The sequence below is a fragment of the Vibrio anguillarum genome, assembly GCF_001989995.2.
GTDB classification, from domain to species: domain Bacteria; phylum Pseudomonadota; class Gammaproteobacteria; order Enterobacterales; family Vibrionaceae; genus Vibrio; species Vibrio anguillarum.
This window is the reverse complement of sequence record NZ_JAHGUP010000049.1, coordinates 39,945-55,462: the sequence shown is the minus strand read 5'-3', so window position 1 is coordinate 55,462 and position 15,518 is coordinate 39,945. Positions and strand designations below refer to the sequence as shown.

The following is a 15,518-nucleotide window of genomic DNA, read 5'->3' as shown; positions in this document are numbered from 1 at the left end:
CTATCAGACAGCGATTCCACACCTTGGTATTCACGCACCACTAACGTGTCGTCTGCCAAACCCTCCACGGTGAGCCTAAAACTTAACCTTGCCATCTTTTTCCCTTCCACTCTTTTATCGCAAAATGACACTAGTACAGCAAGTGCAGTGCCAGATATTTTTCTTTGATATTCATTAGCTTATAAACAGCTCGATTGACAAAGGCAACAAACTGCCTGATATGAGCAAAAAGTTGCCCTTCAATAACCAATTGTTGCTCAGCTTATTGAGCCTGAGCTTCCTGATTATGTGTCACACTCAAATGCTCAAACTGCTTGTCGAGCTCGGCCATTTTCCAGCTCAAATTATTAAGCCGCTGCTTCAGAATCATAAACTCCTGTTCAGCCTGTACAACATCACCTTTTTTGAGCAACTCTTCGACATATGCAGCTCTCCCGTAAATAGGAGACAAACTAATAGCGAACTCCTCCAACGATTTGGTTTGTCTTTGCAGTTCGGTTAATTTTCCTTTTTGCGCGAGCAGCGCGATGTTAGCCATCTTGGTTCGCGTTTCACTAAAACGCTCCATAAAGCGCTCAGTTTGTTGCAGAGCTTCACGCTTAGCATCGGCAAACGCTTGATCAACCTCCAGCACCGATTCGGTTTGGGGATAAAGTTGCAATAACGCATCCAACACTTGCTGGGCTTCAACACGAGCCGATTCAAAAGAGCGCGCCATTTTTTGCTCAATCGCCTCTCGGTACAATGGCACAATCTCATTTGACAACTGTTCAAGCTTGGCTGGCGAGTTAGCCTGTTGAAACGCATTGACCTGCTCTGGCGTATGTAAAGCAGGTAACCTTAGGTTGGTTGCATAAGATATTGAGTTGAAAAACGGCAAATAAGTGACGGCCCCATACACCATCACAACACCAAGAACACCGGATATAAAAGCGGCCACATGCGTAACACGTGAGCGCTTTTGATTACGCACCTGCTCAACCTGTTCCGTTTGGGTATGGCGCTTTAGCAGCGAATGATATTGCGTTTCTAAACGATCAATATGTTCAAAAATAGCAAAACCTACTCCTTCGAAATCAACCAAATAGTCCGGCTGTTGCAGCTCTAAAATGGCATGCATACGCTCACAAAAGCGCTCACAACGGTATAAATCACGCAGTGCTTCATGATTCGGACGCAGATCTTTTAACTCCCGCACTACACGAGCATTAACCCAATCGAGCACTTCCTTGCGCATTTTCGCCGATTTTACGTCCGGTTTTGGCAAATTACTTAAGCAGCAGCACAGCAGTTCAACACCATTGGCGTATCCCGCTAAGCCCTGCATTTTTAAACAGGCTACGGTGTAATAACCGCACAGCAAAAGGTCAATCCCCGGGCCTTTTGCTAATGTTTCACAAGCAACTTTCACCACAGCCCAGTCTGGACCACCTGATAATGGGTTGTTACGACGATTGATCTCATCTCTCACCTTTTGGTAGGCATCAATGTGACGAACAGCGGCAGCATCATCTATCAAATGAAAACGAGCGTGGTCGATAAATACAATATTGGACATGACTACAGCGTCCTAAGTGAGTTGAGGAGCGATGACCAATCGCTCCTCACTATTATTTTAGTAAAGGGTTTTCGAGAGTTTGAATGACTTAAATAACCGCTCGGTGAATGGGTTAATATCTGCCTCTGAATTGAGTCGATAAATCATCTCACCACCGTCAACTGCAAACTTAAAGTCAACCGACGTGGAACTAGCACCCACCACATCACCTTGTTCAAGCAAGCGGAAAAATGCCCACGGACCTTGGATATTAATACTTCGTGGCGACATATTATTTTTAGTCGGCACTAACGTTACTTTAGAGATCGCAGAATCACGCAGCGTATTTGGCCAAATCAACTCGACACTGTCTCTTGGACCGTGACTATAAGCGAGATATTGACCGTCAACATTCAGCACACTGCGGCGTTTGTTGTTGCTCAAGCGTAGCGGTTCAACTGAGAAACTAACGTCTAAGACCCCTTTGCGGTTAAAGAAAGCTTGCTGAATTTTCTTCGCCTGCTTGAGCTGTTCTAGAACGTCTTTGCGAATAATCGACTGCGCGTTATCGTCATCATTGACCGCAATATTTTCTTCCACAAACATTCTTAGCTGGTTGTTGTAGAAGTTGTCTAATGTGCCGTTGGGCGCAAAAAATGCTTCAAAATCAGAAAGAGAACTGTCTTTGTTGGAAGACTCATTAAATGGATAGCGCCCAGCCAATTTCTCTTCAAAGGTTTTGTAAACATCATCATGCCAACGAACTTCAAGGTGCTTAATCGCTTCTTGTTTGACAACATACCAACTCTCATCCGCCAGTTTAGACACCATTGTATCGAGCGGTTTAGGCAAACCTGATGCAATACGTTTCACCGTGTAAATTGGATCAGCGTTCACTAATTTTACGCGTGCTTTGGTGGCATCCAGCGCAGCCATACCAACATCTGGCGCTTCTTGAATAGATTTGAGGTAATTTTGTAACTCTTCCACCGCCACTAATACTTCATTGATGTACGCTGGCTTATCACCGACTGGCTTGAGCATAGCGTTTAGTTCAGCAAAGGGCGCATCAATCTGCGAAGCAACTTTGTATTTTGGATTTTTTAACAGCTCTTTTTGCGCGGCTTCATCTTTAGGCACACTGGCATACATTTGAGTATTGCTTTCTAAAGTGCGAAGCAAACGCTGCATCGGTTCAATGTTGCCAGTAAAGTTTTCTAATACTGACACCGCGTCATTGATGTCGCTAAAATACTTAACGCTGATTTCATTAAGAGCCGCACGCCAGGTATTGGTGTAGTCCGCCACATACAAGCTGCGGATTTTGTTACGAAGGTCATGCTTATCCGCTTCGCTAAATTGAGCCGATTTGGATTGCCCTAGTACCCAACTGTCGATCAAGGCCAGCTCAGAAACGGATTCTGATTGCGGCATGAAGTAATCTTCAAACCCTTTTTTGGTGAGCATTTGCGGAATATACAGCGAGCTGCTGTTGACCACTCGCTCTTCAAAAACCACATCAAAGACGGGGCCAATCAAGTTGCGTAAATTGATCGAGGGGCCAAGAACCGTTTGTGCATTCAACTTCAAATTACGGTAAACACGTTGATCGTTAGGCATAGAACCAAGATCAGACTGCACTTTCGCCACCACCTGATCATAAGGCTTCATCACCGACTCTGCATTGCGATCACCGCGAGCGCGATCACCCGCTAAATCCGTGTGTAACATGGCGTAGTCTAAATGCCCCAGTAGTTCTTCTTGGATCACGCGTTGCCCAGCGAACTCTTGCTGCCAGTATTTGGAGAAATAATCGAGTACATAATCCTTATAGCGGCCGCTTTTATCTACCATCATGCGATAAACACGCAGCACGGCCAGTTTCTCTTCATCTGTTTTGGCTTGGTTAAGCTGCACAACGACATCAGCCATTAGCAGAGGTAAAAAGCGGTTTTCCAATAGATTCAAATAGGTCGCTTCAACCATTGGACCAATCGTGTGGCCTTGGTACAAACCAAAATCGGAAATGTACTGTGGTTTATCACGGAAGAAGCCAAACTCCAATGTCGCCTCTCGAATTTTATTGAGCGGCACGAGAACATCTTGCTGAGAGGCTAAATAAAGATTAGAGGGGAACTCGTTTTTGTACTCGTTTACTTTCGCTAACACAGCATCAGAGTGCTTCACGTTACTAAGGTAATAACGATGCCAAGTGCCAACTAATAACACAGTTGCAATAGAGCCGGCCACTACTGACAAACCAATCAAGCGCCGTTTTTGCTTCGCAACACGAAAATTATCTGAGGCAAGCCCAGCTTCAGGATAGATGATGTTATTAAACAGTTTTTGTGTGAAATAAACCGTTGAGTTTTTGGCTTGCTGCGCTTTGTTGATCGCATGATCTAGCCCGTAACGACGTGAAGCGGCATCATCAAATGCGTTTGTGGGTACGCCCTGTTGATACACAGAAGTGAAATACGCACCACGCACCAAAGCCGACGTAGAGAACTGATCACTGGCCAATGCATCGTTGAAAAATTGTAATAAGATCTCTTTTAAACCAGAAATTTGACGCGTGAAGCTATAAATAGCATTGCGCTCTTCCAAATCCATCGGCACAGAAACGGCGTGCGGCAGTACATCATTAATGCGCTCAACAAACTGACTGTAGTCTTTTGAAAACTCGTTGAGCCAGTTATCCAAGTCATCAATAGAGTCGAGCGAAAAGGTAAAGCCCAGCACATCTTCACGCTGACTGCGCGAGTAATGTTTAAAGAAAGGTTCAAAACCGTGTAATAAATCCAATTTCGTCAATGCAATATAGACAGGTAGACGCGTGGATAACGTCTCCATCAATTCACGTAAACGAGCACGCAATAAATTGGCGTAAGCTTTACGCTCGGTTGCAGTTGCGGTTGCTAAGTGAGAAACGTCTAACGCTAAAACGATCCCGTTGAGTGGACGACGGCTACGCGTTCTCTCCAACCAATTAACAAAATGAAGCCACAAACGGCGCTCCATCGCACCATCGTTATCATTGCTGTGGTTACCTTGTGTCAGTAGCTCTCCATCTGGATCGATCAATACCGATTCATCGCCAATCCACCAATCAAACGAATACGGGTTTTCACTTTTTTGACCCGAGGCTCGCATTACCGAAGAAAAAACAAAGTTTTGCCCAGAGCGGTTGATGAGGCTGGTTTTACCGGCATTTTCCAAACCGAGCACTAAATACCATGGCAACGCATAAAGATAATTACGTTTATTGAGGTTCTCTTTCATGCTGACCATCACTTGGTTCAGCTCAACCTCTTGGCGCTCTTCATAGGCTTTAATTGGATCTTGGCGAAGCTGATCTTCACGCTTTTGCTCGGCTTTAAAACCTTGCAATTTTCGCCACTGCCAAACACCCCAAGCGGCCAATGCACCTAAAGTGAACAAGCTACTTGCCACTGCGCGAGCGGTTATCGATTCAAGTGGCTTATTACCCGCGATCTCTAGCCAAGGGCCTGCCCACCAAATCGCAACATTCAATAGAATGAATGTGCTAAATAGCAAAATAGGCATCGCCGCGGCAATGCCCGGTGTTAACTTTCTTGCGATCCCAACAATAAATTTCCACATGGGTTTGTGTCCTTCGTTTACTCTGACGTTGTGTATTGTTCTAATTGCTCAACTAATGAGGGTTCCCAATCGGTAACGCTCATGGTGCTAACCTGAGCATGTAACGTTTGGTACTGTTCTTTCGCCATCGCATCTAAATTATTGCTATTTAACAAATCAGCCGATAATAACCGCCAATAGAATTTATCCCTTGGCTCACTGGCGCTGACCAGACCATCGTTGAGCATAGAGAGCGCCACCGCAATGCCTCCCTCTTTCGCTAAGCTAAACGCCTCTTTGCGTTTGTCTTGCCAATCACCTGCTACTTGGCCTTGGGCGCTACTTTGCTGCTGGCTGAGTAGCCACTCTTTTACACTCGCATTGACAAAAGGCTCGCCTCCTTTGAATTTCAACTCGAGCAGCGCAGGTAGACGTGCCACAAACTGCTGGCTTTCACTCAAAATGGCTTCACTCCACGCCTTTTGGCTTAAACTTTGCGCGATTTGATAGCTCATCATTTGACCTTCAAACCAGTAAGGTGCCATGGTCAAACTCTGCTCTACCTTGCGCCATAAGGCTAAATCTGGGCTACGCATTTGGTCGTGATACTCTTTGATTCGTTCTTGCGCCATCGCCCGTAACAGTGTTTCACCGCTGACGTCATGCTCAGGTAATGAGGTAATACTTGACCACACGGCAAAACGCCTGACTCGTATTGCCAAGGCAATGCCGAACTCTTGTTCAGACAAAAACTCAGCTACCTTTAGTAAGGTCTGCTTAGTGGCTTTGTCACTTGAACTGTCGACTGAGATGGCGCTCTGGGTGGTGGTTTTACGTTCAACCGCCGGAGTCTCTTGCACATGTTGAGTGGCTTGCTCACGTTCTGTTGCACGGCGCAGTTGGGCTTGAACTTTAGCCACTAGACTTTCAACGCTTTCAGACATCAGTCCGGCTTGAGTAGTCGCTTGCTGTAGCGCGTCGATCGCGGTGTTTAACTCATCACGATCTGGTCCATCAAATTGTGCGAAATCTAACTTGTCGAGGACTAAGGCTAACCGCTGCACAATCTGGCTGAAGAATTTGCGACGTGGCAAACTGCCTCTTTTGCCTGGCGCAGGGAAGCAATCTTCCCAGTAAAGGGACATGAAATCGCTCAGCAGCTGCAGCGACGTAGTGAAACGTAGCGGTGTGACTTGGTTATGCAAACACTGCAACAAGTAGATCAATAATTTGAGATCTTTACTTTTTTCGCTGAGCAGTTTGAGCGTACTGTGTTCGACTTCATCCCATTGCACGCTAGCGTGGGAGAGTGACCCCACTTTCATCATTTGATCTTCAACAAAATCAAACAGTGGATCATCAATCAGCCGCTCACCCACAGGGTTATCGGCTTGAATAGGCTGAGTAATACAGCGGCGATAATCGGTTAACTCCATTGGAACTCCTTACCAACCACAGCGTGTTTTTAGTGCCGTTAATGATTGCGAAAGCTCGCTCGCATCAAACTGCAACCCATCAACAAAAGGAGAGTTTGAACGCAGCACAAGGCGATTTTCTCGCGCCATCGCTTTCATCATCTCAATCGCTGGCATGCCTCTGCCTGAGGAAAAGAGCAAACCTAAATCGTCACTACGCCAAGATTGTGCCTGCATATTAGCAATCGAAACTTGGATGCGAGGGTCATCAATCGCGCTAGGAAACGCCAATTCCACTCGACTCAAATTGTCGATACAGCTCATCAGCAGCACAGGTTTAGCGTTATCGTCAAACTTTGTATTTTGCTTTAACGCAACCAAAGTAATCCACGCATTCCCTTTATCATCGTCGCCCTCAACGGTTAAGTGACTTGCTTCCCCGTCTTGATACTGGCTGATGCTATCAAAGGCGCGTTGCCAAGATAGCGGCGCATTGGGCGTTGCCGCTTGGGGCATCACCACGTCAGAAGGCGTTTTAAACAGGTGGTCAAAACAGCTCAATCGCTCTAACCGAGATGTGATCGTAGTGCATTGCTCTGCTTGTGCTATAGCGTCATTTTCCGCATTTGCCATGGGGAAATACAACGTCATAGAGAGGCAAACTGTGAGCCTAAACAACCGTTTATTCATGGTGTTTTAATCTCCAATTTTTGGCATTTATAGGCCAAGGTCCGCTTGGGAATACCGAGGCTTTGGGCCGCTTTGGCCCTGTCACCAGCAAAATATTGGAGGCGCTCACGGATAATACGAGACTCAAATTCATTCACCGCTTGTTTTAAATCATCCACCACTCGGCTGACACCTGACTCAGCTTTAGCGACCTTATGCCCATGTCGTTCAGTCTCTGGCTGCTGATCGGCTTTAGTGTATGCTAAACGTTGTGTAAAGCAGGACTCCTCCACCTGTGTGCCATCCAGTGTTTGCGCACAACCAAATTCAATAAGGTGCTTGAGTTCACGCACGTTACCGGGAAAGTCATAACGTTTTAGGCAATCGATCGCTTTATAGTGCACACCCCGAATGTTGGTTGCATGCTGCTGATTAAAGCTGCGTACAAAATGTTGGCTAAGCCGTTCAATATCATCCATCCTTGCCGCAAGGCGTGGCAAAGTGATCGGGTACTGAAATAAGCGGTAATAAAGATCCTGACGAAACGATTTATTACGCACTTGTTCGAGGAGATTGACATGCGTTGCTGAAACCAAACGAAAATCAGAAGATTGTTCGTTTTTACCGCCAATCGGCCGAAAAGATCGAGATTCCAACACCCGCAGTAATTTGGCTTGCAGGCTCAAGGGCATATCACCGATTTCATCCAAAAACAGGGTTCCGCCATCGGCTTGCGCAATCAACCCTTGTTTATCGCTATCCGCGCCGGAAAATGCCCCTTTGCAGTAGCCGAACAGTTCACTTTCCAATAAGTTTTCAGGGATAGCCGCGCAGTTAATAGCAACAAATGGCGCTTGTTTACGGGGCGAGAGTTGGTGCACCGCTTGCGCGACCAACTCTTTACCTGTCCCTGTTTCACCTTGCACCATCACTGAAAGCTGTGATGGCGCGGCGTTGATGATCTGCTCTCTTAATTTTTTCATCGCCAAACTGTTACCGATTAAGGTTTCAGAGAGGCTCGCAATTAATGAGCGACGAGCGTTGTCTCGCTGAACGTCAGACAAGGATTCCGATAAGTTTTGTCGATTTTGTTCTTCCCGTTGCATCTCATTAAGCAACGACCACTGATGGCAAAAAACATCCACATACTTGATAAAATCTGGCTGCTCAAATAGGCCTTCCAAGGTATGGGTTTCACCAATCAACAGCAAAATAGACTGAACTTGTGTATCCCCATTTGGTAACGGGTGTACAACCACGCTATCTAACATGCCGACCCGGCTAGTGAGTTGACTAAACAGGCGATTAGATTGCCAAAAAACCAATTCATCAGCGGTTAAGTGCATCGATTTGGCTGATTGCAATACATGGGCAAACGGACAATCAAAATCGGTGACCGACCAGCTTAAATTCAGCGGGTTATCCTGTGGCACTAAGGTACGGCCGTCTGAACTGGGAACCAGTAACAAGCAAGTATCGAGCCTTAGCTCTCGGCGCAGCGTTTCTACAAACAATGCGGCCAATTGGCTAGGCTTTCTCGCGACAACAAGCTCGGTTGCGTAAGCTAACCAGTGACTCATGATCACTCAACCTCTCCAATAAACTCACCCTCTTCCGCCGCTAAATAGATGCGTTGCACTGGTTGTTTATCAGCCAGTTTATTTAACAAAGCTAATGAAATCGGTGGTAGTAATTGACCTTCGATGATCGCTTCCAGCATACGAGCCCCATTTTCAGAGCGCGTGGCACGGCTTAAGATCTCTTCGATCAAGCTATCTTCAATCACCACGTCAGCGGCATAACGCTGTTTAAAGAGCTGCTCAAGGCGGGTTAACTTGCCACGCACAATCTGCTCTAGCACTTCTTTGCTGAGCGGTAGATACGGAATAATCTCCATACGAGCCAGTAAGGCGGGTTTGAAGAAAGCCGCAAGTTCTGGGTAAAGCTGCTCATCAAGCAACTGAGGCTGCTGCGCGTAATCGACTATAGTTTGGTAACCTAAATTCGAGGTGAGGAAGAAGACGATGTTTTGGCAGTCGATCACTCGACCTTCACCATCGGCTAACTCACCTTTATCAAAGGCTTGGTAGAAAATATTAAGCACTTCTGGGTGTGCTTTTTCAACTTCGTCTAACAGCACCACAGAGTACGGCATTTTACGAATCGCTTCGGTAAGAATACCGCCCTCACCATAACCAACATAACCCGGGGGCGAACCAATCAAACGTGAAACGGTATGCTTTTCTTGATATTCCGACATGTTGATAGTGGTTAAAAATTGTTTACCACCATAAAGTTGTTGCGCCAGTTGCACCACAGTTTCGGTTTTACCAACACCACTTGGACCCACGAGCAGGAAGGAACCTTTTGGACGCCCCGGACGACGCAAATCCGCGCGCGCCGTTAATAAGTTACGGTGAACACGCTCAATCGCAGTATCTTGCCCTTTGATTGCCTCACCTAAAATAGCCGTCAGGTGGGTGATTTTATGCAGCTCATCGCTGTTCATTTGGTCAACGGGCACGCCCGTCCAGTCCGCAATCACTTCCGCTATTTGCTGAGCATCGACTTGTGGATGCATGAGGCGATCATTATGAGGGATCTCTTCTAAAGCTCGATATTGCTCCTGCAATTGAACAAGTAACTCATCACGCTCAACTTGGGTCAGCTCACCATGATCCTCAGCGCCATCTAAGAGCTGATCGCGTAGGGTAATAATGCGCTCAATGATCGCTTTTTGCTCTTGCCAGCTTTGAGTCAAGGTCGCTTTTTCAGCTTCATCGGCCACTTCTTGGCTACATAGCTCATCCAAGCGATGCGAATCAACCACTTGACCTAAATATTGAGCACGCTCAAGCATATCAATTTCAAGTTGACGTTGATGGCAAGCGGTCTCTAGTTGCGCTAAGCGCTTCGGCGGTGTGGTGATATTAATTGCAATACGCGCGCAAGCAGTATCCAACACATCAATCGCTTTATCCGGCAGTTGTCTACCTGAAATGTAACGCGCTGAAAGCTCGGCGGCGGCTTTCAATGCATCATCAGTAATCAATACGTTATGGGCTTTTTCGTAAACACGATTCAAGCCACGCAGAATATCTACTGCTTGGCTGATGCTCGGCTCTTCTAATTTCACCAATTGGAAACGACGAGTCAGCGCAGGATCTTTTTCAAAATACTTTTTGTACTCTTTCCATGTGGTGGCTGCGACAGTACTGAGCTCGCCTCGCGCAAGAGCTGGCTTGAGCAAGTTGGCCGCATCACTACCACCCTCTTGGTTGCCAGAACCAATTAAAGTGTGCGCTTCATCGATAAACAAAATGATCGGTTTAGGCGAAGTTTTGATCGCGTCAATCACGCCTTTAAGACGTTTTTCAAATTCACCTTTGACTGAAGCACCCGCTTGCAACAAGCCTAGATCGAGTGAGCACAACTCTACATTTTGCAACTGTGTCGGCACATTACCCGCAACGACGCGCAATGCAAGCCCTTCAATCATGGCGCTTTTACCGACACCAGCGTCTCCCACAACGATGGGGTTGTTTTTACGACGACGACACAAGATGTCGATCATCAAATTGAGTTCGTTTTCACGACACAATACTGGGTCCAGTTCGCCGTTACGCGCTTGCGCCGTGACATTGGTGCAGTATTTATGCAGTGGCGAAGATGACGCTGCATCCAGCGCGGCAGGAGCTTGAGAACCCGCTTTGCTTTTTTCAACCGCCGACTCGGAAGAGTCTTGCAACAGCGTATCAAACCCTTTGTTTAGGCTCTCTTTGTTGATGTGTTCAAAAAGACGGATTAGTTTAAGTGGTAGGTAACGATCAGCGCGCATCAACGCGGCTAAAAACACCACACCTGAACGAAGCTGATTCTGATTCAGCTCAGTGGTAGAAAGCAACCAAGCTTCCTGCAATAGCTCAACCAACAGTGGCGAGAATGCTGGATAGGTATCTAACACTTGCTCACGAGCGTAACTTGCACTGATGGCTTGTTTTACGGTTTCCACATCTAAGTTAGCGTGCTTAGCTATCACACGCACATCCGAAAGTGGGTTCTCTAACAGCACATGCAGGAAATGCTCATAGGTCACTTCTGGGTGCTGACGTTCAATACATAATGAAGCGGCTTGCTCTAGGGCTAGCTTACTCTGTTCATTGAGTTTTGAAATTAATGTGGGTAATTCAATACGGATCACTACAATCACCTAGCCTTTTATAATTAGAGTATTTGGTTCAATTGGTTTAATACGTCTGCCGATTGGCTGTGCAGTAAATAGGAATAGCCTAAAAACACACCGACCCAAATAATGACAAAACCAAGCAGTACTGACCAAACCGGTAACTGCCTGCTTAACTTATATTTTGATTTCACCACATGGTCCGTGGCGGAGGTCAGTTCCTTCGGCTCGTTTTCATCCAACGAACTGACGGTGTCATGTAAACGACTGATCACCTTTTCACGCTCGTTGTGGCCGCTTTCCATCACACGGTATTTACCTTCAAAACCTAACACTAGGCATTGATAGATAAACTCTAGCAACGCGCGATAACGTTTAGGTTCACCTTCCAAGCGACTTAAGATGGTAAACACTTTTTCGCCGCCCCAAGTCTCACTGTGGAAACGAGACAGCATAGAATGTTCAGCCCACACACTGGATGCACCCCACTCGGTTCCCATGACGGCTTCATCCAAAAACGCGCACAGAATGTAGCGATAAGCCATCAAAATCGCATGCTCAAACCCTTGCTCGGCAAGCTCGATTTCAATCGCTTTAATCTCTTCCACCGTCTGTTTGTAGATCTGCTCAATGTTTTCGCACTCTGACAAGCTGCGTACCCGCAGCGACAAACCAAACAGAGGGGTAGCAGCATCAATCAAAACATTAGGGTTATCACCACGCAGTTGAAACCAGTAATCTTGGTCGTGGTTGATCTGCTCGACGCTGTCAAAAAGCAGACCGCTGTATTGGGTGTTTTTTTTATCAATGGCCATCATCAGCTCCTAATCGCCCAGAATTGCAGGTCAAGATCTTCAAACGCACCCGCGACATGGAAAGCAAAACCACTTGAGCGACCTAACATCGACCATGCTGAGCTGGTTTTATCCAATTGGTAATAGGTATAACCGGCGTGGTAAGGCAACTGCCTTGGTGCCACTGGTAACGGTGTAATTGGAATGCCCGGTAATTGCAGTGAAATGAGCTCGCGGATTTTCTCCACTGACGATACTTTGGTCTGCTGAGTAAAGAGACGACGCAGTTCATCTAATGGCATGCGTGCTTTCACCGCGATGATGAATTCTGCGCTTTCAACCAGTTGAGGGTCGTGGATTGGGGCAACCATCAGGCCGTACTTACGTTTATCCAACTGAATCGAGACCGCTCTAGGCTCAAGTACGATACTTAGGCTCTGTCTTAAGTTGCGGATCAGCGGCCCAAAAGAGTGGGTCGGCATTTCATGGTTGTAGCTCGGGATGCTCGGTGGTAAACGGCTTTCATCGGTAAATGTAGCCAATTCTCCACATACGCATGACAGGCACTCAAATAAACGTTCCGGGTGCAAACTGCGTAGCTCTGCCAAGTGTTGCATCTGGGGTTGTAAGCGATTCAGGGCTTGCAACAGCATAAAATCAGACACATCCGCTACCCCGCCTTGAGAGGGAGAGCTGATACGTTGAGCAATGTTTTTGGCACGTTCGCGCATTAACCCGGATATTTCGTTAATAAAACGGTGCAAAGCCGCATTGCTCGCAACATTAAGATGGCACGGAATAAAGTCCGGATCGAGCACGACACTGCCATCAGGACGTTTTTCTAAAATACGAGCGATCGCAATTGAGGCATAAGAGCTTCTGTCTTCTTTTTCAAGCATCAACTGCACACGAACAGGTGAGACATCTAGCGTCGTGGTGTCACCGCGCACGGTATGCACATCACGCACTTCTAAACGATTGCTTAAATAACGCCCGGTTCCACGCTCTTCAGGCCAGTTAATCTCCATTAACGATTCACTGCGAAGTGGCACCGCTAAATAGACCAACTGGTTTGCAAGCGAAGCATCGGCAATCTCAAGCGCATCGGGCAGCACATCTTCCTGAGGAATACGGAAAACAGTTCCATCAGGCATAATGCCGACCGCACGTTCGATCGCGATACGACCAAAAGAGAGATATTCAGGGTTAAGTGATAACTCTGATACTCCGTAAAGGTAGCCACTGACTGATGAGATGCGTTCATCAATATGATATTCAAAATAGCGTTGCTGCTGCTGGAAATGCTGCGGTTTAATGAATAGACCTTCATTCCAAATGACACGATTACGCGCAAACATCTTGTTATTCCACCCTTTCCAGTTTTACATCGTAGTCTTTGAAATACATCAAAAGATGATATTCCCTACCTTTGTTAAGCACTTTGACGGCCTTTTTCCATTCACTCAGCTCAGGTTCAGCAAAATGCGCCATGACCCCAATGTAGTTCGTGCCTTCATCAATCTCGAACGCGTTCACAAACTTAAACTGGCCTGGTGTCATTACATAATCGTAATTGGCGATAAAATTGCTGCGTAACGCTTTTTTGTAGTCTGCTTTTACTTGGTCATAATCGGCAGACATAAACATCGAATCATCTTTGAGCTCAAACACTTGAACCTCTATCGGCGACGCTTCACCCCAAATATTAGGGTTAGTACCTTCATCACTAACGAGACTGAACGTTACCTTGGTCGGCTGTGTGGCTGGCTCATACTTTTCTGATGAGCTACAGGCGGTTAATACCGTCAGTAGCATCAGCAGGACAAAAGACCGCTTGTTCACCGTTATAGCTCCAGCTGTTTTTCACGAATTTTCTTGTCGTAAGACTGCTCGAAAATTTCCCAAAACAGTTTCTCAAATCCTTTTTGGCGATTAGAAGTGAGCTCTTGGTAGTAGTGGCAATACATCTCCCACGCCCAAGCATCTGAAGAGTGATTCTGTGCATCACTATTGCGCTTGTAATGTTGGAAACGGCGCAGTAGCACTTGAGGAGAAAAGGCATTAAGAATCTGATTTAGGGCTTCGCTAGTGGCGTGCTGCATTGCTTCGTTATGGTCGCGCACATTTTTTAGGCTTTCGGCAATCGCCGCTGGGGCAGACAAGTGCACCACACTTTTATCAGCATCATACAGAGTACGAATGGTTTCTTCGTATGATAGCCCCAAGCGAAGTGGGTTATCTTCAATCGGTTGCAAGTTACGATTCATCATACCAAAACGCCCTTCACTCACTTGCTGGTGAAGCTCAAGCAAACCTTGCACACACGCTTGCAACGATTGCCCAAGCTCTTCTGAAAGCATGTGCATTTTCGCCATATCGTGGCTATTACCAACGTCAACACCTAGCCCAGTGAGCATGGGGCCGGTCAATAAGTGTGATGCATTGTTTGACGAGCTGTTGTGTTGCTCGGAGTGAGGGTGGTAGCTTCTCGCCACTTCTTCCTCAAGTAGATCTAATACTTTATCGTCCATCGCTAAGCCCTCAGGTACGTTGTAAATGCTGTTATTAATGTTCAAATGAGTCGGTGGTTGCGCAGTCTCATGGTGCTCAACAGCCGGAATAGGTGGTAAATCGGTGGAGGTTTTGCCAAAACCGAGAATTTTCTTTAATCGAATCGATGACGTCATCTCATACTCGCTGTCAGCTTGAGGCGTAAACTGCAGTTGCGACTGCTGGCTATCGTATTCTGGCACTAATGAATGTTGTGCTTGTGCGAGTGGTTTTTCCGTCTCTTCAAGCAACGACTCTTCTTGTTTAATGCCTTGCAATAAATCATCTAAAGCGGCGATAGGGTCCATTGAACTCGGCTCTGGTTCATCCTCGTCGCGGCTGATATCATCCAATGGACCATCTTTGAGTAGATCGAGCCCCTCTTTAGCAAACAGCTGATCCAAAGAACCATTAATCAGAGAATCGTCTTCACCCACTTGACCAAAAATGACACGAATTTGGTAAGGTCCAATGGCCACTTCATCTTTATGCTCCAACTTAGCCGAGGCACCTTGCCCTAACGGCTTATGGGAACCATTAACATAGGTATTACCAACCAGATCTTGGATGCAAAACGCACCATCAATCACACGGATGGCACAGTGATGATTTTGAATTTTCCCTTTACCGTCACGAAGCTGCCAATGCGCATCACTTGCAGAGCCAATCACACCGCCTTGCACATTAAACATCGCTTGTGCGGATAATCCTGATTCCAGTAGTTGCACATTCGTCACTACCATTGAAAGCGTTTGCTTCTTCTGCAT

10 protein-coding genes are annotated in these 15,518 nt (G+C 46.5%); all 10 read right to left on the bottom strand.

The window, feature by feature from the left end; translation table 11 throughout:
- Positions 1-262 precede the first annotated feature (262 nt).
- Genes PL85_RS12380 through tagH form a run of 10 tightly spaced genes read right to left on the bottom strand, consistent with a single transcriptional unit; the run spans position 263 to position 15,518 of the window.
- A complete protein-coding gene (locus PL85_RS12380; protein WP_115339996.1) occupies positions 263-1,558 on the bottom strand; it encodes a type VI secretion system ImpA family N-terminal domain-containing protein in 1,296 nt (431 codons plus the stop codon).
- A 57-nt stretch (positions 1,559-1,615) separates the two neighbouring features.
- Positions 1,616-5,161, bottom strand: a complete 3,546-nt coding sequence (tssM, locus tag PL85_RS12375; protein ID WP_115339995.1) for a type VI secretion system membrane subunit TssM — start codon at positions 5,159-5,161, stop codon at positions 1,616-1,618.
- Positions 5,162-5,178: 17 nt separating this feature from the next.
- Entirely contained in the window at positions 5,179-6,576 is a 1,398-nt protein-coding gene (tssA, locus tag PL85_RS12370) for a type VI secretion system protein TssA (RefSeq protein ID WP_115339994.1), read from the bottom strand.
- A gap of 9 nt (positions 6,577-6,585) precedes the next feature.
- The gene (vasI, locus tag PL85_RS12365) at positions 6,586-7,245 is read right to left on the bottom strand and encodes a type VI secretion system-associated protein VasI (protein WP_115339993.1); all 660 of its coding nucleotides are present in this window, start codon (positions 7,243-7,245) and stop codon (positions 6,586-6,588) included.
- Positions 7,242-8,804, bottom strand: a complete 1,563-nt coding sequence (locus PL85_RS12360; RefSeq protein ID WP_174223856.1) for a sigma-54 interaction domain-containing protein — start codon at positions 8,802-8,804, stop codon at positions 7,242-7,244. Before PL85_RS12360 ends, vasI begins: the two co-directional genes overlap by 4 nt.
- 2 nt (positions 8,805-8,806) lie before the next feature.
- On the bottom strand, positions 8,807-11,425 hold the full coding sequence (gene tssH, locus PL85_RS12355; protein ID WP_094145617.1) for a type VI secretion system ATPase TssH: 2,619 nt from the start codon (positions 11,423-11,425) through the stop codon (positions 8,807-8,809).
- A gap of 23 nt (positions 11,426-11,448) precedes the next feature.
- Positions 11,449-12,222: a type IVB secretion system protein IcmH/DotU gene (icmH, locus tag PL85_RS12350; protein ID WP_026028435.1), complete on the bottom strand. Its 774-nt coding sequence runs from the start codon at positions 12,220-12,222 to the stop codon at positions 11,449-11,451.
- A 2-nt stretch (positions 12,223-12,224) separates the two neighbouring features.
- Positions 12,225-13,559, bottom strand: coding sequence for a type VI secretion system baseplate subunit TssK (gene tssK / locus PL85_RS12345; protein ID WP_017044997.1), 1,335 nt, complete (start codon positions 13,557-13,559; stop codon positions 12,225-12,227).
- A 4-nt stretch (positions 13,560-13,563) separates the two neighbouring features.
- Positions 13,564-14,043, bottom strand: a complete 480-nt coding sequence (gene tssJ, locus PL85_RS12340) for a type VI secretion system lipoprotein TssJ (RefSeq protein ID WP_013868298.1) — start codon at positions 14,041-14,043, stop codon at positions 13,564-13,566.
- Positions 14,044-14,045: 2 nt separating this feature from the next.
- A complete protein-coding gene (gene tagH, locus PL85_RS12335) occupies positions 14,046-15,518 on the bottom strand; it encodes a type VI secretion system-associated FHA domain protein TagH (RefSeq protein WP_094125344.1) in 1,473 nt (490 codons plus the stop codon).

Bases quoted from the DNA above. Each gene is read 5' to 3' on its own strand.
- PL85_RS12380 (WP_115339996.1), bottom strand. From the start codon at position 1,558: ATGTCCAATATTGTATTTATCGACCACGCTCGTTTTCATTTGATAGAT.
- tssM (WP_115339995.1), bottom strand. From the start codon at position 5,161: ATGTGGAAATTTATTGTTGGGATCGCAAGAAAGTTAACACCGGGCATT.
- tssA (WP_115339994.1), bottom strand. From the start codon at position 6,576: ATGGAGTTAACCGATTATCGCCGCTGTATTACTCAGCCTATTCAAGCC.
- vasI (WP_115339993.1), bottom strand. From the start codon at position 7,245: ATGAATAAACGGTTGTTTAGGCTCACAGTTTGCCTCTCTATGACGTTG.
- PL85_RS12360 (WP_174223856.1), bottom strand. From the start codon at position 8,804: ATGAGTCACTGGTTAGCTTACGCAACCGAGCTTGTTGTCGCGAGAAAG.
- icmH (WP_026028435.1), bottom strand. From the start codon at position 12,222: ATGGCCATTGATAAAAAAAACACCCAATACAGCGGTCTGCTTTTTGAC.
- tssK (WP_017044997.1), bottom strand. From the start codon at position 13,559: ATGTTTGCGCGTAATCGTGTCATTTGGAATGAAGGTCTATTCATTAAA.
- tagH (WP_094125344.1), bottom strand. From the start codon at position 15,518: ATGCAGAAGAAGCAAACGCTTTCAATGGTAGTGACGAATGTGCAACTA.